This window comes from Bradyrhizobium sp. STM 3566 (genome assembly GCF_045571445.1).
Classification (GTDB): domain Bacteria; phylum Pseudomonadota; class Alphaproteobacteria; order Rhizobiales; family Xanthobacteraceae; genus Bradyrhizobium; species Bradyrhizobium vignae.
This window is the reverse complement of the sequence record NZ_CP120692.1, coordinates 865,458-883,661: the sequence shown is the minus strand read 5'-3', so window position 1 is coordinate 883,661 and position 18,204 is coordinate 865,458. Positions and strand designations below refer to the sequence as shown.

The 18,204-nt window shown below is 65.5% G+C and carries 19 protein-coding genes; 6 read left to right on the top strand and 13 right to left on the bottom strand.

Annotated features, from left to right (window positions below):
- Positions 1-192: 192 nt before the first annotated feature.
- Together P6U27_RS04175 and ftsE are read right to left on the bottom strand one after the other, a co-directional pair.
- Complete coding sequence (locus P6U27_RS04175; RefSeq protein ID WP_122400785.1) at positions 193-1,161, bottom strand: ABC transporter permease; 969 nt, start codon at positions 1,159-1,161, stop codon at positions 193-195.
- On the bottom strand, positions 1,154-1,813 hold the full coding sequence (ftsE, locus tag P6U27_RS04170) for a cell division ATP-binding protein FtsE (protein WP_122406363.1): 660 nt from the start codon (positions 1,811-1,813) through the stop codon (positions 1,154-1,156). Before ftsE ends, P6U27_RS04175 begins: the two co-directional genes overlap by 8 nt.
- A gap of 191 nt (positions 1,814-2,004) precedes the next feature.
- Between ftsE and P6U27_RS04165 the strand changes: the two genes are divergently transcribed.
- Positions 2,005-2,883, top strand: coding sequence for an MJ0042-type zinc finger domain-containing protein (locus P6U27_RS04165; RefSeq protein ID WP_407193699.1), 879 nt, complete (start codon positions 2,005-2,007; stop codon positions 2,881-2,883).
- Between the two features lie 38 nt (positions 2,884-2,921).
- A complete protein-coding gene (locus tag P6U27_RS04160) occupies positions 2,922-3,296 on the top strand; it encodes a response regulator (RefSeq protein ID WP_407193698.1) in 375 nt (124 codons plus the stop codon).
- Positions 3,297-3,513: 217 nt separating this feature from the next.
- Here the strand turns inward: P6U27_RS04160 and P6U27_RS04155 are convergent, their stop codons facing one another.
- Entirely contained in the window at positions 3,514-6,183 is a 2,670-nt protein-coding gene (locus tag P6U27_RS04155; protein ID WP_407193697.1) for a TIGR02302 family protein, read from the bottom strand.
- A gap of 168 nt (positions 6,184-6,351) precedes the next feature.
- On the opposite strand from P6U27_RS04155, the gene P6U27_RS04150 reads away from it, so the two are divergent.
- Positions 6,352-6,735: a carboxymuconolactone decarboxylase family protein gene (locus P6U27_RS04150; protein WP_122400782.1), complete on the top strand. Its 384-nt coding sequence runs from the start codon at positions 6,352-6,354 to the stop codon at positions 6,733-6,735.
- A gap of 145 nt (positions 6,736-6,880) precedes the next feature.
- Entirely contained in the window at positions 6,881-7,771 is an 891-nt protein-coding gene (locus P6U27_RS04145; protein WP_122400781.1) for an NAD(P)-dependent oxidoreductase, read from the top strand.
- A gap of 16 nt (positions 7,772-7,787) precedes the next feature.
- Here the strand turns inward: P6U27_RS04145 and lysA are convergent, their stop codons facing one another.
- The 3 genes from lysA to argH form a co-directional block, all read right to left on the bottom strand.
- Entirely contained in the window at positions 7,788-9,053 is a 1,266-nt protein-coding gene (gene lysA, locus P6U27_RS04140) for a diaminopimelate decarboxylase (RefSeq protein WP_122400780.1), read from the bottom strand.
- Between the two features lie 23 nt (positions 9,054-9,076).
- Complete coding sequence (gene lptM, locus P6U27_RS04135) at positions 9,077-9,370, bottom strand: LPS translocon maturation chaperone LptM (RefSeq protein ID WP_122400779.1); 294 nt, start codon at positions 9,368-9,370, stop codon at positions 9,077-9,079.
- A 93-nt stretch (positions 9,371-9,463) separates the two neighbouring features.
- Positions 9,464-10,861 (bottom strand): argininosuccinate lyase, encoded by a 1,398-nt coding sequence (argH, locus tag P6U27_RS04130; RefSeq protein ID WP_122400778.1) that lies wholly within the window; start codon positions 10,859-10,861, stop codon positions 9,464-9,466.
- A 101-nt stretch (positions 10,862-10,962) separates the two neighbouring features.
- Between argH and tlpA the strand changes: the two genes are divergently transcribed.
- Positions 10,963-11,628: a thiol:disulfide interchange protein TlpA gene (gene tlpA, locus P6U27_RS04125; protein ID WP_122400777.1), complete on the top strand. Its 666-nt coding sequence runs from the start codon at positions 10,963-10,965 to the stop codon at positions 11,626-11,628.
- On the opposite strand, the gene P6U27_RS04120 is transcribed toward tlpA, so the two are convergent.
- The 6 genes from P6U27_RS04120 to P6U27_RS04095 all read right to left on the bottom strand — a co-directional run bounded on the left by P6U27_RS04120 (position 11,625) and on the right by P6U27_RS04095 (position 15,770).
- Positions 11,625-11,819 carry a putative motility protein gene (locus P6U27_RS04120; protein ID WP_407193696.1) on the bottom strand — a complete coding sequence of 65 codons (195 nt, stop codon included), beginning with the start codon at positions 11,817-11,819 and terminating at the stop codon, positions 11,625-11,627. The genes tlpA and P6U27_RS04120 overlap by 4 nt on opposite strands.
- 185 nt (positions 11,820-12,004) lie before the next feature.
- The gene (locus tag P6U27_RS04115; RefSeq protein ID WP_122400776.1) at positions 12,005-12,886 is read right to left on the bottom strand and encodes a 3-hydroxybutyryl-CoA dehydrogenase; all 882 of its coding nucleotides are present in this window, start codon (positions 12,884-12,886) and stop codon (positions 12,005-12,007) included.
- A 209-nt stretch (positions 12,887-13,095) separates the two neighbouring features.
- Entirely contained in the window at positions 13,096-14,040 is a 945-nt protein-coding gene (locus P6U27_RS04110) for an electron transfer flavoprotein subunit alpha/FixB family protein (protein ID WP_027573280.1), read from the bottom strand.
- On the bottom strand, positions 14,040-14,789 hold the full coding sequence (locus tag P6U27_RS04105; RefSeq protein ID WP_122400775.1) for an electron transfer flavoprotein subunit beta/FixA family protein: 750 nt from the start codon (positions 14,787-14,789) through the stop codon (positions 14,040-14,042). Before P6U27_RS04105 ends, P6U27_RS04110 begins: the two co-directional genes overlap by 1 nt.
- 125 nt (positions 14,790-14,914) lie before the next feature.
- Complete coding sequence (locus tag P6U27_RS04100; protein ID WP_122400774.1) at positions 14,915-15,487, bottom strand: cob(I)yrinic acid a,c-diamide adenosyltransferase; 573 nt, start codon at positions 15,485-15,487, stop codon at positions 14,915-14,917.
- A gap of 88 nt (positions 15,488-15,575) precedes the next feature.
- Positions 15,576-15,770, bottom strand: coding sequence for a twin transmembrane helix small protein (locus P6U27_RS04095; RefSeq protein WP_035711572.1), 195 nt, complete (start codon positions 15,768-15,770; stop codon positions 15,576-15,578).
- Positions 15,771-16,084: 314 nt separating this feature from the next.
- Here P6U27_RS04095 and P6U27_RS04090 point away from each other — a divergent pair, with 314 nt between their 5' ends.
- The gene (locus tag P6U27_RS04090; RefSeq protein ID WP_407193695.1) at positions 16,085-16,978 is read left to right on the top strand and encodes a YihY/virulence factor BrkB family protein; all 894 of its coding nucleotides are present in this window, start codon (positions 16,085-16,087) and stop codon (positions 16,976-16,978) included.
- On the opposite strand, the gene P6U27_RS04085 is transcribed toward P6U27_RS04090, so the two are convergent.
- Positions 16,905-18,170, bottom strand: coding sequence for an ATP-binding protein (locus P6U27_RS04085; protein ID WP_407193694.1), 1,266 nt, complete (start codon positions 18,168-18,170; stop codon positions 16,905-16,907). The genes P6U27_RS04090 and P6U27_RS04085 overlap by 74 nt on opposite strands.
- Positions 18,171-18,204 lie beyond the last annotated feature (34 nt).

Below are 18,204 nucleotides of genomic sequence, written 5' to 3'. Positions count from 1 at the left end.
GAGGGTGGCTCGTCGCGACAGCGGCGAGACGGGTGAGGGTTCTCTCCGCGCATTCACCTCAGCATTTGTACGCTTGGACAGAACCCCTCATCCAGCGCCATAGCCGAAGCTTCGCTGCGGCGTTCTCGAGAACGGAGGCCGAAGGCCTCCTATGCCACCTTCTCCCGCGAGGGGAGAAGGAAAGAAAAGAACTCAATCAACATCATTCAAGGTCGCGAACAGGGTCTGGCGCGAGGCCACCGCGGTGATGCCGCCGATCAGCACGGCCTGGACCGCAAGCACGATGTAGCCGGATGGCCGCAGCGAGAAGGTGCCGAGCAGCGCGGCGAACTGGTCGCCGACGGGGGTACCGGAAAACCAGCCTGCGATGGACTCTGAGAAGCCGAACACCAGCATGGCGGCGCCGCCGCCGATCACGCCACCTTCCAGACCCAGCCTGAGGAAATGACGCAGGAAGTGATTGGCGATGTAGCGGTCGCCGGCGCCAACGAAATGCAGGACCTCGACGATCGGACGGTTCGCCGCCATGGCGCCGCGGGTCGCGAACGAAACCGAGATGATCGTGGCGATGATGACGAGCGCGAGGATGCCGAGGCCGGCCAGCACGGTGGCGTTTGTCATCACGCGCATGCGCTCGATCCAGGCGCGATGATCGTCGACGCTGGCCCCCGGCGCGACCTGCGTCACGCGCGCGCGCAAGGCGCCGAGATCGAGCGGCGTGCCCGGTTGCACGCGCGCGATGATCATGCGCGGCACCGGCAGATCGTCCATCGACAGGCCGGTGCCGAGCCAGGGCTCGAGCAGCTTACCGCTCTCCTCCTTGGTGAACGACTTGACCTCGACGATGCCGGCTTGCGCGCGCATCGCCTCCGCCACGGCGGCGGTGTCGCGCTCGATATCACGGCCGGCCTGCGGACGAACCTGGATGGTGATTTCGCTTGCCACGTCCGACTGCCATTCCGCGGCGGAGGCACTCACCAGTAGCACCGTCCCCGTGGTCATCGAGGCGAGGAAGGTCATGATGGCGACGACGGCGACCAGCGCTCTGCCATGGATCGAGGCGCGCGGCACGATCGGCGACATGTTGCGCGCCTTGGCCGGAAGCTGCGGACGCTCCTGTCCGAGATCGACCAGCACGCCGCGCTCGTCTAGCCTACTCATAGACGTGCAGCCGTCCCTGGTGCAGCACCAGCCGCCGTGCCTCGTACTGATCCATCAGGCCGATGTCGTGAGTGGCGATGATGACGGCGGTGCCTGATTTGTTGAGCTCGATGAAGAGCCGCAGCAGGCGCCGGCCGAGCGTCGGATCGACGCTGCCGGTCGGCTCGTCCGCGAGCAGCAGCTGCGGCCGCGAGATCACGGCGCGCGCGATCGCCGCGCGCTGCTTCTCGCCGCCAGACAGGATCGGCGGCAGCGCGTCCATGCGATCGCCGAGGCCGACCCAGCGCAACAGGTCGATCACCTCCTTGCGGTAGCTCGACTCGCTGCGGCCCATGACGCGGAACGGCAGCGCGACGTTCTCATAGGTCGTCATGTGGTCGAGCAGCCGGAAATCCTGGAGGACAATGCCGATGCGCTTGCGCAGGTCCGCGATCTCGTCCTTGCCGAGCTGCGAGATGTCGTGGCCGAACAGATTGACGAGGCCCCGCGTCGGTCGATGCGAGAGGAACAACAGACGCAGCAGGGAGGTCTTGCCGGCACCGGAAGGTCCGGTGAGAAACTGGAAGGAATGCGCCGGGATCTGGAAATTGAGATCGCGCAGGATCTCCGGCCCCAGACCGTAACGCAATCCGACATTTTCGAACCGAACCAAGTTCAGCTCCGTTCGAGAGGGGGCGCGGGTCGCGCTGCGGCACTCCGCCATGCGCGATCATCGGGTTTTGCCGCCGTTATGGTTTCCGGTTCGTTAACGGTCGCCCTGTAGCATAAGGGCGCCCGGTTCTCCGCGGCCGCGGCATCGTCAAGACCAGTCCAAGACCTTCGTTCATACATCAAGGCTCGTCCATGCATATCGTCTGCCCCCATTGTATGACATCCTACGCCATCAAGCTCGCGAGCCTTGGGGCGAACGGACGAGCGGTCCGCTGCTCCCGCTGCAAGGAGACCTGGATCGCGCATGCCGAGGATGCCATCGAGGAGGCGTCCGTTCCCGCGATCGCCGCGGCCAGCCGGGCCGACGACCAGTCCGACCTCGCCGAGCAATGGAACTCCTATGCCAAGGACGCCGGCACCATTGATGCGCCTGTCGTCGACAGTCCCTCAATCGCCAGCGACTGGCCGGACCAGGAGGCCCGCGAAACCGAGGACGAATGGTCAGCGGCGGCCCGGCAGGCCGAGGAGGAGGCCGCCGGTGCACAGCACCAGTCCTGGTTCCGCGGCCTGTTCCGCCGCCGCGGGGCGCGGGTGAGCCGCGCGGTCGCCACCACGGCTCCGCGCAAATCCTATTTTGGCCTCCCGACCGCCTGCGCCGCGATGGGCGCGCTGGTCCTGGCACTGGTGATCTGGCGCGGCGACGTGGTGCGGCTGCTGCCCCAGACGGCGGCGTTCTACAAGATGGTCGGGCTCGAGGTGAACCTGCGGGGCCTCGCCTTCAAGGACGTCAAGCTCTCCAGCGAGACCGTGGACGGTAAGCAGGTGCTGGTGATCGAGGGCGTGATCGTGGGCGAGGGCAAGAAGCCGCTCGACATCCCGCGGCTGCGCTTTGCCGTGCGCGACGCGCAAGGCGCGGAGATCTACGCCTGGAACACGGTGCTGGAACAGACCGTGCTGCGGCCCGGCGAGCGCGCCTTCTTCCGCTCGCGCCTTGCCTCGCCGCCGCCTGAGGGCCGCAATATCGACGTTCGTTTCTTCAACCGGCGCGACATCGCCGGCGGCAGCGTATAATCGACCCCACAGGGGAGATTGATCCCAAGGTTGGTCTCATGCCGAAAATCTTGATCGCCGACGACGAGGATTCGATGCGCACGCTCGTGGCGCGCGCCATCGCCATGGACGGCCATGAGACCGTCACCGCCCATGACGGCGCCGAGGCGCTGGAGATCCTGACCCGCGAGGACGGCGCCTTCGACCTGTTGCTCACCGACATCCAGATGCCGGTCATGGATGGCATCGCGCTGGCTCTCTCGGCCGCGCGCGATTTCCCTGATCTGACCATTCTGCTGATGACCGGCTTTGCCGACCAGCGCGAGCGCGCCTCGAACCTGAATGCGCTGGTGCATGACGTCGTGACCAAGCCTTTCTCGGTCGCCGACATCCGCACGGCCGTGGCGGATGCGCTGGCAGCGAGGAAGGGTTAGCGCAGCGGCTACACACTCCCCTGTCATGCCCCGGCTTGCCGCCTTCGCTAAAGCTTCGGCGGCCGAGCACCCTTGTGGCCCCGGCGTAGCCTTGGCGAAGCCGGGACCGGGGCATCCAGTACGCCGCGGCGGATGTGCCAAGAGCGAGCTCTTCAACGCCGGTCTCTGGAATACTGGATCGCCCGGTCAGGGCCCGGCGATGACAGCGAGTGTGACGTTAAAACTCTTTCAGCAGCCGCTCGATGTAGTCGAGCTCGATCTGCGGGCGCGAGGGGTCGCCGAGACGACGGCGGAGCTCTTCGAGAATGCGGCGGACACGCTGGGTGTCGATCTCGCCGGGAATCTTGACCGTGTAATCGTCACCATATTCGCGCCCGTGCAGCGGACGGCCCAGCGGGTCGGTCTGGTTGCCACCGCTCTGCTGACGGCCGGCGCGTTGGCCGGGTCCGTCGCCCTGGCCGTCACCGTCACCCTGCTGCATCGCCTCGGCCATTTTCTGCGCACCCTTGCGCATCGCATCGAGCGCCTTGCCCTGCGAGTCCACGGCGCCGTCGGCATTGCCCTCGCCGAGCTTTGATCCCGCATCGCCCATGGCACCGTCGGCAGCATCCAGACTGCCGTCGTCATCGCCCTGGTCGCCGTCCTGATCGCCGTTCTGGCCGGGCTGGCCCTGATCCCCTTGCTGGCCCTTCTGTCCCTGTTGGCCCTTCTGCCCCTTTTCTCCCTTCTGCATGAGGCCGCGCTTGGCAAGCTCGTCCTGCAGCTTCTTCAGGCGGTCGCGCAGCCCCTGCTGGTCCTGCTGCAGCTCCGACATGGACTGATCGCCCTGCTTGCCGCGCGAGCGGTCGCGCCGGGAATCCTGGCCCTGCTTGAAGGTCCTGTCGCGCAATTGCTGCTGCTTGCGGATCATGTCGCCGAGCTCGTTCAGCGCCTGCTCCATGTCGCTCTCGCCGGACTGCCCCGGCTGCGCCATCTGGAGACCTTCCAACATCTGCTGGAGCTGGTCGAGCAACTGCTTGGCCGCATCCTTGTCGCCGGAGCGCGACAGGCGCTCCATGCGGTCGATCATGTTCTGCAGATCCTGCTGGCGCAGGACCTTGGTGTTCGGGTCGAGCGGCCGCGCCAGCTGCTGCGGGTCATTGTTGTTGCGGAACTGCTCGGCGAGCTGGCGCATGAAATCGTTCAGCGCCTGACGCAGATCCTGCGTGAGCTTCTTGATTTCTTCGTCGCTCGCGCCACGCTCCAGCGCCTGCTTCAGCGCGTCCTGAGCCGCGCGCAACGCCTTCTCGACGTCGGAGATCTTGCCGTCCTCGATCGTCACCGCAAGCGCCCACAGGCTTGCCACGACCTCGCGCAGGGCATCATCGGTGCGCGCGGCCTCGAGCTGTCGGGCCACGTTGTGCAGGCCGAGATATTGTCCGGGCTCCGGCGTGAACATTTCGGGCGCGATCATCAGCGCGTCGAGCGCGGCATACACGTCGGAATTCTTGTTCGCATCGAGCGCGAGAATGCGGCGCTGCTCGATCAGTGCACGTGCCAGCGGCTTGGTGAAGAGCCGTTCGGGCAGGCGCATGTTGAACGGTTCGCTTGCGGCCTCGTTGCCGGCCTCGTCCTTGGCCGTGAGGGTCAGCGTGACCTCGGCGCCGGCATAGGGATCCTCGCTGAGATCCTTCACCGACTGTCCGACGCCGTTGCGGGTCCGCGCATTCGGCAGCGCGAGCGGGAATTGCGGTGGCTGGAACAGAGGCCGCGGAGCCGCCCTGGTGTCACCATCGCCGGCAGCAGCCTTCGTCCCGTCCTTCGTGCCGTCCTTTGTACCGTCCTTTGTACCGTCCTTGGCATCGGTCGACCGCGGGGCAAATTTCGCCTCGGCGCCGGTGACGCCGTAATCGTCCTCAAGCTTGTAGGAGAGCTGGAGCGCGCCGCGCGCCTGGCGCTCCGGGTCCTTGGCGAGCGCGATCGTCGGCGGACGGTCCGGCGTGGCCGCAAACGCCCATTGCGGCTGGCCGGAAGGCGCGCGGACACGCGCGGTGCCGTCGCCGGAAATGGCAAAGTGCTTTTCGTTGGTCCCCTTGGGGCTGGCTTCAGTTGGGGCGACTTCCTTGAGTCCGCCGGAGACGACGACATCCAGACTGCCACCGGAAGAGCGCACGATCAGGGTCGAGCCGGCGGGAACGGAAAGCGGGCCGCCGGCGGGCAAGGCCGCAGCCTCCTTGTTGGCGGCCGACAGGATGACCGGCGGCTTACCGGTGTAGAGCGGCGGCGTGACCCAGGCGTCGACGCGAACATTGGTCGGCGCCAGCACCCCGTTCCAGTCGAAGGCAGCGCCGAGCCGCATCGCACGCTCGTCACCTGCGGCGAAGAAGGTCGCAACCAGCATCACCATGACAAGGGCACGCAGCGCCCAGGGGTCGTGAAGCGCGAGCCGCGGGTGCGGCAGACCGGCGCGGATGCGCTTGATGGAGGCGAGCGTACGCTCGCGCTGCGCCTGCCACAGCGCCTGCGCGACCGGGTCCTGCGAGGTCAACGTGTCCGTGAGCGTGGTGGCCGGGCGGTGACGGATGCCGGAGCCACGGTCGAGCCGGGCGAGCGCTTCCTCGCGGCTCGGCCAGCGGAAGCGAATCAGCGGGAACAGGGCGACGACTGCAATCGCAGCGAAGAGGGCAAGGCCGATGGCCCGGGCAACGAACGGCACGGCGAGCCAGAGACCAGCCCAGGACACCACCAGGAACAAGCCGGCGACGGTCAGAAGGCGCGCCACATTGGGCCAGGCACGCTCCCACGCGATGGCATAAGTAGCCCGATCAAGGGCCTGCGCCAGCTTCAGCCGCGACAGCGCGTCACTGTTGCGGATCGGGCCTGACGGGCCGGGGGTGACGCCGTTCAATCAACTCTCCAGGTTGCCCGGTAGAGAAGAGCCTATCACAACGGCAGCACTGAGGCATCCGTTCCGGTACGGAGGAGCCTCCTTTTCCCGCATAACACGAGGACGTGACTGGCCCGGTGCAACCCCGTAATTTCCGCGCGCCATCCCTGTTGGAACAAAGGAAACGCCATGGACAAGAAGATGCACGACAAGGGCCTGGAAGTCCGCAAAGCGGTGCTGGGCGAGGCCTATGTCAACAACGCCCTGAAGAACGTCGACGATTTCAACCGTCCGTTCCAGGAGATGCTCAACGAATATTGCTGGGGCGCGGTGTGGGGCCGCGAGGAGCTGCCGCGCAAGACCCGAAGCATGCTCAACATTGCCATGATCGCGATCCTCAACCGCCAGCACGAGTTTCGCGCGCATCTCAAGGGTGCACTCACCAACGGCGTCAGCCGCGAAGAGATCCGCGAGATCCTGATGCAGGTCGCGATCTATGGCGGCATGCCCGCCGCGGTCGACAGTTTCCGCATCGCGCGCGAGGTGTTCGCCGAGATCGATGGGAAGGCGTGAGGCGGCGTGTGAGTGAGGGGCGCAACGTTCCTCCTCATCGTCGTCCCGGATCAGCGCGCGCTTGAGGCGCGCTTGTCCGGGACGACACGGGGGATGGAGCGCGGATTTTCACGACAGCAACGAATAACAACCACAAGGAAACACCATGGACATCGGATTCATCGGCCTCGGAAACATGGGTTTTCCGATGGCGCGGCGGCTGATCGAGGCGGGACACGGGCTCGTGGTATTCGACACGCGCAAGGAGGTCATGGACAAGCTGGTGGCGCGCGGCGCAATTGCGGCGGCGTCACCGAAGGACGTCGCCGATCAAGTCGAGACCGTCATGGCGAGCCTGCCTTCGCTGCAGGCTTCGCTCGAGGTCGCAACGGGAGCGAACGGCGTGATCGAGGGCAAGCGCGCCAAACGTTTCATCGATCTCTCCACGGTCGGCTCGGCGATGGCCGTGAAGATTCACGGCCTCCTCGCCAAACGCGACATCGTGCAGATCGACTGTCCCGTCTCCGGCGGAGTCGGCGGCGCCGAGAAGGGCACGCTGGCAGTGATGGTGTCGGGCCCGAAAGCCGAGTTCGAGCTGCTCAAGCCGGCGCTCGACGTGATCGGAAAGGTGTTCTTCATCGGCGAGAAGCCCGGCGCGGCCCAGACCATGAAGCTCGCCAACAATTTCCTGTCGGCCACCGCGATCGTGGCAACGTCGGAAGCCGTGGTGATGGGCGTCAAGGCCGGGCTCGATCCCGCCGTGATGATCGACGTCATCAATGCCGGCTCGGGCATGAACACGGCGAGCCGCGACAAGTTCCCGCGCTCGGTGCTGCCGCGCACCTTCGATTTCGGCTTCGCCACCGGACTGATGGTGAAGGACGTGCGGCTGGCGCTGGCGGAGATGAAGCAGCTTGGCCTGTCGATGGAGGTGGCGGATGCGGTCGGACGGTTATGGGAGACCGTGATCAGCGCGGAAGGCGCCGAGTCCGATTTCACCGCGGCAATCAAGCCGATCGAGGAGAAGGCGGGCGTGGTGGTCGGGCGGAAGACATAGCGCCGCGCCTAAACACTCACAGCCACGGCGCCGGCTTATCCATCGCGATGAGTTGCTCGACCTCGACGCGCGGGCGCACCACGGCGTATTGGTCGCCCTTCACCAGCACCTCCGGCACCAGCGGCCGGGTGTTGTAGGTGCCGGCCTGCACCGCGCCATAGGCGCCTGCGGTCATGATGGCGAGCAGATCGCCGGGCTTTGGCGTCGGCAGCGTGCGGTCGAGGGCGAGATAGTCGCCGGTCTCGCAGACCGGGCCGACGACGTCGGCCATGATGGTGGCGGCGCCCGAGGCGGGCTGCGTCACCGGCAGGATGTCGTGATGGGCCTCGTACAGCGTCGGGCGGATCAGATCGTTCATGGCGGCGTCGATGATGACGAAGTTCTTGCCGTCGCCGTGCTTCACATAGATCACCTTGGCGACCAGGATGCCGGCATTGCCGACGATCATGCGGCCCGGCTCGAACATCAGCGTGCAGCCGAGATTGTGGCTGACGCGCTTGACCATGGCGGCATAGGCGGCCGGCGCCGGCGGCGCCTCGCGGTCCATGTAATAGGGAATGCCGAGGCCGCCGCCGAAATCGACGTGGGAGATGTCATGGCCGTCGCTGCGCAGCGTCTGCACGAATTCGGAGAGGATGCGAAACGCGGTCTCCATGCCGGAGAGGTCGGTGATCTGGCTGCCGATATGTACGTCGGTGCCGGTCACTTCGATACCGGGCAGCTTCGCAGCGCGCGCATAGACCTCGCGGGCATGCACGATCGGGATGCCGAACTTGTTCTCGGACTTGCCGGTGGAGATTTTTGCATGCGTGCCGGCATCGACGTCGGGATTGACGCGCAAGGAGATCCGCGCGGTCTTGCCCATCTCGGTCGCAAGGCGCGACAGCAGCTCGAGCTCCGGCTCGGATTCGACGTTGAGACAGAGGATGTCGGCGGCGAGCGCAGCACGCAGCTCGGCCTCGGTCTTGCCGACGCCGGAGAACACGATCTTGCTTGCGGGAATGCCTGCGGCCAGCGCGCGCTTCAACTCGCCGCCCGAGACCACGTCGGCGCCGGCCCCTAGCTTGGCCAGCGTGCGCAGCACCGACTGGTTGGAGTTCGCCTTCATGGCGTAGCAGACCAGCACCTTCTCGCCGGCGAAGGCGTCGGTGAAGACGCGGTAGTGCCGCTCGAGCGTCGCGGTCGAATAGCAATAGAACGGCGTGCCGACGGTCGCGGCCAGCTCGGACAGGTTCACCGCCTCGGCGTGCAGCACGCCGTTGCGATATTCGAAATGGTTCATGGCGCAGGCTCGGTTGTCCCGGCTTATTTCTTGGCGGGAGGTTCGTCCAGGAGCGGGTCGAGAATAAACGGTTTCTTCTTGCCCTTCGCCGCCGCGGGCGCGGCATCCGCACCGTAGGTCGGGTTGAACACGCTCGGCGTCCGCTGAGTTTCGGCCTCGGTATCTACAGGTGCGGCACCGCTGGTCGTGGACGCGTTGGAGGCGGTCGGCGGCAGATCCAGCGGACCCTTGCGGCCGCAGCCGGCCAGCGCAAGCGCCGTCAGGCTCAAGACAATGATGGTCCACCCCGAACTGGCCGGGCGAAACTTTGACGTCACGACGAAATCCCCACTACGCGCGGCGCACCATACAGAGATTGGCGCGTTCTGGCGAGAGCCGGATGATCATGAAACATAAGCGAAATTTTGCCCTCAGCCCAATTTTCGCTCTTTTTCCAGCCGCTTCGCCCAGGCTTTGGCCTGGGACGCCACGTTCTTCGGCGCGGTGCCGCCAAAACTGGTGCGGCTCTTCACGGACGATTCGACCGAGAGCACGCCGAGCACCTCCTTGGTGATTTTTGGCTCGATGGCCTGCATCTCCTTGAGCGGCAGCTCGTGCAGCGCCACGCCGCCCTCCGCGGCTTTCGCCACGATCCGGCCAGTCACGTGATGGGCCTCGCGGAACGGCATCTTCAGGGTCCGCACCAGCCAATCGGCAAGATCAGTCGCCGTTGCGTAACCCTCGCCAGCGGCCGCCTTCATTTTGGCTTGGTCAGGGACGAGGTCGCGGACCATGCCGGTCATGGCCCGGATCGCGAGCGACAGCGCGGCAAAACCCTCCATGGCGCCCTGCTTGTCCTCCTGCATGTCCTTTTGATAGGCGAGCGGCAGGCCCTTCATGACGATCAGCAGCCCGTTGAGCGCGCCGATGACGCGGCCGGTCTTGGCGCGCACCAGCTCGGCGGCATCCGGATTGCGCTTCTGCGGCATGATCGAGGATCCCGTGGTGAACTTGTCGCTGAGCCTGACAAGGCCGACCAGCGGCGAAGTCCAGATCACGATCTCCTCGGCAAAGCGCGACATGTGCACGGCGCAGATCGAGGCCGCCGACAGCGTCTCCAGCACGAAGTCGCGATCGGAGACCGCATCGAGCGAGTTCGCCATCGGCCGGTCGAAGCCGAGCGCCTTCGCGGTGGCGTGGCGGTCGATCGGGAACGAGGTGCCGGCGAGCGCGGCCGCGCCGAGCGGGGATTCATTCAGCCGCTGGCGCGCGTCCCTGAAGCGGCCGCGGTCGCGCGCGGCCATCTCGACATAGGCGAGCAGATGGTGGCCAAAGGTGACAGGCTGCGCCGTCTGCAGATGCGTGAAGCCGGGCATCACCGTGCCGGCGTGCTCCAGCGCGCGCTGCACCAGCGCCTGCTGGAACGCGGCAAGCGCGGCATCGGTCTCGTCGATCACATCGCGGACGAACAGACGGAAGTCGGTCGCGACCTGGTCGTTGCGCGAGCGCGCGGTGTGCAAGCGACCGGCGGCGGGGCCGATCAGCTCCGACAGGCGGCTCTCGACATTCATATGGATGTCCTCGAGCGCGCGCTTGAATTCGAAGCCGCCCTTGCCGATCTCTGACAAAATCGTGTCTAGACCCTTGCCGATATTTTTCGCATCAGAAGCCGTGATGATGCCTTGGTTGGCCAGCATCGCGGCGTGGGCCTTGGACGCGGCAATGTCCTGGGCGAAGAGGTGACGATCGACGTCGATGGAGACGTTGATCTCTTCCATGATCTCGTCGGGACGTTCCGAGAACCGGCCGCCCCACATCTTGTTGCTCATGATCCCCTGCTCACGCCTTGATTTGCCGCACGTTTGCTGGCCGCAGCCAGCCGTATTAAGAGGCCCCTGATAGCCATATCTGCGACCGGATGACAAACGATATGCTCGACCAGAAGCCCTCCGCCACGCGCCGCATCCCCCTCGTCATCGCCACCGTGGCGATTGGCGGACTGGCTGGCTTCGCCGCGCTGTACGGGCTCCGCCTCAACCGCGCACCATCTGGCGATCCCGCTTGCCGAACGGCGGTGGCCACAGCGCAGAAGATTGCCCCGCTCGCCCATGGCGAGGTGGCGGCGCTGACCATGGCGAGCGCCCCGTTGAAGCTGCCCGACCTTGTCTTCGAGGACGCGGACGGCAAGCCGAAAAAACTGTCCGACTTCCGCGGCAAGACGCTGCTGGTGAACCTCTGGGCGACCTGGTGCGTGCCGTGCCGGAAGGAAATGCCGGCGCTGGACGAGCTCCAGGGCAAGCTGTCGGGCCCGAATTTCGAGGTCGTGGCGATCAACATCGACACCCGCGACCCCGAGAAGCCCAGGGCGTTCCTGAAAGAAGCCAATCTGACCCGGCTCGGCTATTTCAACGACCAGAAAGCAAAGGTTTTTCAGGATCTTAAGGCCATAGGCCGGGCGCTGGGCATGCCGACCTCGGTGCTGGTCGACCCCCAGGGGTGCGAGATCGCGACGATCGCGGGACCGGCGGAATGGGCAAGCGAGGACGCGCTCAAGCTAATCCGGGCGGCGACCGGCAAGGCCGCCGCGTCGCTTTAAGCCGTCACGTTGAGATTGCCGCCGACGCCAGGGCCGACATTGGCGAGCGATGGCTGACCGGCACCGAGCAGCGTCAGAACGGTGGATTTCTCCATATCCATGTTCTGCTTGGTCAGCGTCGCCGCAATATTCGACTGCAGCGCGCCTTGCTGAGCGGCCAGCATGGTGCTGACCATTGGCATCATATCCATGACGCGAGCCCTCGTACCGGCCGTAACCTAGGCGCGAGGCGTTAACGAGAGGTGAGTGGGAAGGTTTGGTGTCCCGGACGAGGTGCGGCACGAAGTGACGCGCCTCAGAGCCGGGGCCCCGTGCACGTGGCTTCTGTGCGCCGTCTCGGCAGCGCTCTGCGCTGCGTCCGGGGCACAGGACTGTCTTACCGCGTCGGAATCGGCTTGGCGCCGCGATAGTCGTAGAAGCCGCGCTGGGTCTTGCGGCCGAGCCAACCGGCCTCGACGTATTTCACCAGTAGCGGGCACGGGCGGTACTTGGAATCGGCCAGCCCCTCGTGCAGCACCTGCATGATGGAGAGGCAGGTATCGAGGCCGATGAAATCGGCAAGCTCGAGCGGGCCCATCGGATGATGCGCGCCGAGCTTCATTGCCGCATCGATCGCCTCGACATTGCCGACGCCTTCATACAGCGTGTAGATCGCCTCGTTGATCATCGGCAGCAGGATGCGGTTGACGATGAAGGCCGGGAAATCCTCCGACACGGCGACCTGCTTGCCGAGCCGGGCCACGAATTCCTTGGCCGTGTCGAAGGTCGCATCATCAGTGGCGATGCCGCGGATCAGCTCGACCAGCTCCATCAGCGGCACCGGATTCATGAAGTGAATGCCGATGAAGCGCTCCGGGCGATCGGTGGCGGCGGCGAGCCGTGTGATCGAGATCGAGGACGTATCGGAGGCGACGATCGCCTCCGGCTTCAAGACGGCGCAGAGTTCGTGGAAGATCTTGCGCTTGACCTCTTCCTTCTCGACAGCGGTCTCGATCACGAGGTCGCAATCGGCGAGATCGTCCAGCTTCTCGGCCGGCGTGATGCGCGCCATCGCCTTCGCCTTGTCGTCCTCGGTGACGGCTTTCTTGGAGACCTGGCGCGCCAGATTGCCGTTGATGGTGGCCATGCCCGACTTGAGGCGGTCGGCCGAAACGTCGTTGAGCACCACGTCGAAGCCGGCGAGCGCCGCGACATGCGCGATGCCATTGCCCATCTGACCCGCGCCGATCACGCCGACCTTCTTGATCACTGCCGCCATAATGTCATCCACCGGAACGGCGCGCATGTCGCGCCCTGCCTATCCCCTGAGCCGGGAGGTCTGATTTGACCAGAAGCCTGATTTAATCAGAACCTTGGCTCGAAACCTAGATTGGATCGCTTCGAAGGCGTGCCCCACGCCAAAGAAAACGCGTCAAAAATGAAACACCGGCCGGAGTTTATACCTCCCGGCCGGTGTTTTGTACGGCTTTACTTGCCGAGCTTGGCGAGTTCGGCCGTGAGCTCCGGAACCGCCTGGTAGAGGTCGGCGACCAGGCCGTAATCGGCGACCTGGAAGATCGGCGCATCCTCGTCCTTGTTGATCGCAACGATCACCTTGGAGTCCTTCATGCCGGCCAGATGCTGGATAGCGCCGGAAATGCCGACCGCGACGTAGAGCTCGGGCGCCACGACCTTGCCGGTCTGGCCGACCTGCCAATCGTTCGGCGCATAGCCCGCATCGACCGCGGCGCGCGAGGCACCGACGCCGGCGCCCAGCTTGTCGGCGAGCGGCTCGATGTATTTGGCGAAGTTCTCGCGGCTCTGCATGGCGCGGCCGCCGGAGACGATGATCTTCGCGGAGGTCAGCTCGGGACGGTCGCTCTTGGCGACCTCCTCGCCGACGAAAGTCGACAGACCCGGATCAGCGGCCGCCGCCACGTTCTCGACCGGCGCGCTGCCACCTTCGCCAGCTGCGGCGAAGGTCGAGGTCCGCACCGTGATGACTTTCTTGGCGTCCTTCGACTTCACCGTCTGGATGGCGTTGCCGGCGTAGATCGGGCGCTCGAATGTATCGGGCGCGACCACCTTGATGATCTCCGAGACCTGCATGACGTCGAGCAGGGCGGCGACGCGGGGCATCACGTTCTTGAAGCGCGAGGTCGCCGGCGCGACGATCGCGTCATAGCCGGACGCCAGCGACACGACCAGTGCGGCCAGCGGCTCGGCGAGGTCGTGCGCGTAGAGGTCGCCATCGGCGAGCAGAACCTTCTTCACGCCGGCGAGCTTGGCAGCGGCATCCGCCGCGGCCTTGGCGTTCTTTCCGGCGACCAGCACCTCGACATCCGCACCGAGCGCGGCAGCCGCGGTCAGGGCCTTGTTGGTCGCATCCTTCAGCGACGCATTGTCGTGTTCGGCAATCAGAAGCGTCGTCATCAGAGCACCCCGGCTTCGTTCTTGAGTTTCGACACCAGCTCGGCGACGTCCTTGACCTTGACGCCTGCCTTGCGGCCGGCCGGCTCAGCCGTCTTGAGAACCTCGAGACGCGCGGCGACGTCGACGCCGTAATCGGTGACGGTCTTCTCCGCGATCGGCTTCTTCTTCGCCTTCATGATGTTGGGCAGCGAAGCGTAGCGCGGCTCGTTGAGGCGGAGATCGGTGGTGACGATCGCCGGTCCCTTCAGCTTCACAGTCTGCAGGCCGCCATCGACTTCGCGCGTGACCTTGAAATCAGAGCCTTCGACCTCGAGCTTGGAAGCGAAGGTCGCCTGCGACCAGCCGAGCAGCGCGGCCAGCATCTGGCCGGTCTGGTTGCTGTCATCGTCGATCGCCTGCTTGCCGAGGATGATGAGGCCAGGCTGCTCCTCTTCGGCAACCTTCTTCAGGATCTTGGCGACGGCGAGCGGCTCGACGGTGCCCTCGGCCTTGACCAGGATGCCGCGATCGGCGCCCATGGCGAGACCAGTGCGGATCGTCTCAGACGCTTGCGCCGGTCCAATGGAGACCACCACGACCTCGGTGGCCTTGCCGGCTTCCTTCAGGCGCAACGCTTCCTCGACCGCGATTTCATCGAACGGGTTCATGGACATCTTGACGTTGGCGAGTTCAACGCCCGACCCATCGCCCTTGACGCGGACCTTGACGTTGTAATCGACCACCCGCTTTACCGGCACTAAGACCTTCATCGATCCTCTTTCACTCAATTTAGGAGGGGGGTTATCAACTGGCGCGGAACCTAAAGGCCTGATCTGCCCCGGTCAACGCGCGAACGGCTCTAATTTTGGCCTTCTGAATTGCGGACCGCGATGGGTCAGCGGTTCTGGCCCGGAACCCAGAGCACATCGCCGGCGCCATTGCCATTAACGGCCCGGCTGGCCACGAACAGGAAGTCGGACAGGCGGTTCATATATTGGATGCCAGCCGCGCTGACCGGCTCGCCAGGCCGAGCCGCCAGTTCCACGATCACGCGTTCCGCCCTGCGGCATATCGTGCGCGCCACATGCAGATAGGCAGCGGCCGGCGTGCCGCCGGGAAGCACGAAGGAGGTCAGCGGCGCGAGCTTGTCGTTGAGCGCGTCAATGTCGCGCTCGAGCCGCTCGACCTGACCCACCACTACCCGCAGCCGCTCGGCTTTGCCCTCCCGTTCGGGCACGGCGAGATCCGCGCCGAGATCGAACAGATCATTCTGGATGCGGCCAAGCATCGCATCGAACTGGGGCATGTCCCGCGTGTGAAGCCTGACCACGCCGATGGCCGCATTGGTCTCGTCGACGGTGCCATAGGCCTCGATGCGCAGATCGTATTTCGGACGCCGCTCGCCGGTTCCGAGCGCCGTCGTGCCGTCGTCACCGGTCTTCGTGTAGATGCGGTTCAGCACCACCATGCTGGTCTCCTTGGTTTAGGGCATGACCTTGTCGGAAAACCGCTTCGCACTTTTCGCAAACGCGGCCCTTCGGGTTTCGGATCATGCCCTATCGCCCCATCGCCCAGACCGCGAGCATCGCGATGATGATCGCCACGAACTGAAGCAGCACGCGCCAGCGCATCAGCTTCTGCGAGGTGTTGGGCGAACCACCGCGCATCATGTTGACGAGTCCGAGCAGCAGCACCAGCGCCACGGCGCCCGCTGCCGCCGGCAGGATGAAAGTACTGAGGAGAGATGCCATTGGGGGTAGATAACACCGTGTGCGCCGGTCCGCCATGGCGTTCGCGATCTGGCTTTTGAGCCAATAATATCAGAAGCTGGTTCGATGATTTCCGATTTGCGCGAGCGCCCCGTTCTCTTCGCCTCTCCCCGCGTGCGGGAAGAGGCCGGAATGCGCGCGCAGCGCGGATTCCGGGTGAGGGGGATTCTCCGCGCGTCCCTCTCTCTTCGTCCCCGCGGAGAGTCCCCCTCACCCGCCGCCGAACGATGCTGCGCATCGCTCGGCTTGCGTCGGCCCCTCCTCGCGCGCGGGGAGAGGCGAAGCTGGAGCAAGCGGTGAAAGCGATCCGCTACATCTACGTCGTGGTGATGGACGCGTTCTACACGTTCCTCGCCGATGATGGTTGGGCGATCGCTAGCCACATCGCGCTGTCGACGCTGATGGCGCTATTCCCGTTCCTGATCGTGCTGACCTCGCTCGCCGGCTTCTTCGGCTCCAAGGAACTCGCCGACCAAGCCGCCGGCTTGATGCTTCAGGTCTGGCCCAAGCAGGTCGCCGATTCGATCTCCGGAGAGGTGCATGACGTGCTGACCACCACGCGCACCGGCATCCTGACCATCGGCGCGGCGCTGTCGGTCTATTTCGCCTCCAACGGCGTCGAGGCGCTCCGGGTCGCGCTCAACCGCGCCTATGCAGTGGTGGAGATGCGGCGCTGGTATTGGCTGCGGCTGGAATCGATCGCCTATACGCTGATTGCGGCCTTCACGGCCCTCGCCATGGCATTCCTGATCGTGCTCGGTCCGCTGATCATCGAGGCCGCGCGGCGCCACATTCCCCTGTTCGTCGAATCGAACGAAAGCATTCTCACCTGGCTACGCTACGGCATCACCATCAGCGCGCTGGTGGTGGCGCTGTTCATCCTGCACGCCTGGCTGCCGGCGGGACGGCGCAGCTTCCTCCAGATCGTGCCGGGCATCATCTTCACAGTGGTGGCGTCGCTGGTTTCCGGCGTCGTCTTCGGACAGTATCTGGCGCGCTTCGCCAACAACTACGTCACGATGTATGCGGGCCTCGCCTCGGTGATCATCGCGCTGGTGTTCCTGTATTTCATCGCCGCGATCTTCGTTTACGGCGGCGAACTCAACGCTGCGATCATCAAGTCGCGGCTTCCTCAAGGCGTGTCGCTTCAAGCAGCGCAGTCGCTAAAGCCCGCGGAGACACAGGCTTGACTAGGAAGGCATCGGCACCGGCCTGGCGCGAGGCTGCCTCGTCCTCGCCGCGGCCGGACACGCCGATGATCGGAATCTGAGCCAGCGGCGTCGGCAGCGCGCGAATCCGCTTGATGGCCTCGATGCCGTCGATGCCCGGCAGGACCATGTCCATCAGCACCGCGTCGAACGCGCCCTGCTCCAGCCGGCCGACCGCATCCTCGCCGCGCCCGATGAACTCGGCATGATGGCCAAGCTCGGTCAGGATGGTGTTGAGCACGACGCGGCCGAATGGATTGTCCTCGACGCTGAGCACGCGAAGGGCGGCGACCGCTTCGGGCTCGCTGCCGTCCTTCGCCTTGCGAGTCTTGCCTGACCCCGCAGCATCCAGCGACACCGTCAACGTGAAGGTGGCGCCGCCGCCGCGGCGCGGTGCCACGGTGATATCGCCGCCCATCGCGCGGGCCAATTGCTTGACCGAGGAGAGCCCCAGGCCGGCACCGCCGAAGCGTGAGGCGATGGTGACATTGGCCTGGGTGAACGGACGGAACAGCCGCTTGATCTCGGCCATGGTGAGGCCGATGCCGCTGTCGGAGACCGCAAAGGCGACGCCGACCCTGCCCTTGCCCTTCGCTTGACCTTTGGCCGGACGCCACGGCTCGACTGCGAGCGCCACGCCGCCCTGGTCGGTGAATTTCACGGCATTGTCGATCAGGTTCTCGAGCGCGGCGCGCAGGCGGACGGGATCACCGACCACAAGTCCAGGGAGCTTTTCGGAGATCCCGACCTCGGCCCGGAGACCTTTGGCCGCGGCGCGGCCGGCCAGCGAATCGCCGGCGCTGCGGGCAAGCGTCCTGAGGTCGAACAGGTCCTGCCGCAGCGCGCCGCCGCCCTTTCCCGCCCCCTTGCCCGTTTTGGCGGCATCCACGAACAGCGTGGCGAGGCTCGCCAGATGCTCGGCACCGGCCTTGATCGTATCGGCCCAGCGCCGCTCCCGTTCGCCGAGATCGGAGGTCGCGAGCAGGTCGCTGATCGCCAGAATACCAGTCAGGGGGGTGCGGACCTCATGAGCAAAGGCGGCCAGCGCCGCCTGGACCACGTCCGGCCCGACCGCCTTGGTGCTGCGCTTGCGCAACCGGGCGGCCGCCCCGGGCTTCCGAGGCAGCCGCCTGGACGTCCGCGTTGTGCGCGCTGGACGCATTTTCGCCGCCATGAATCCCCTTCGAAGTACCCTCTTCGAACCCCGC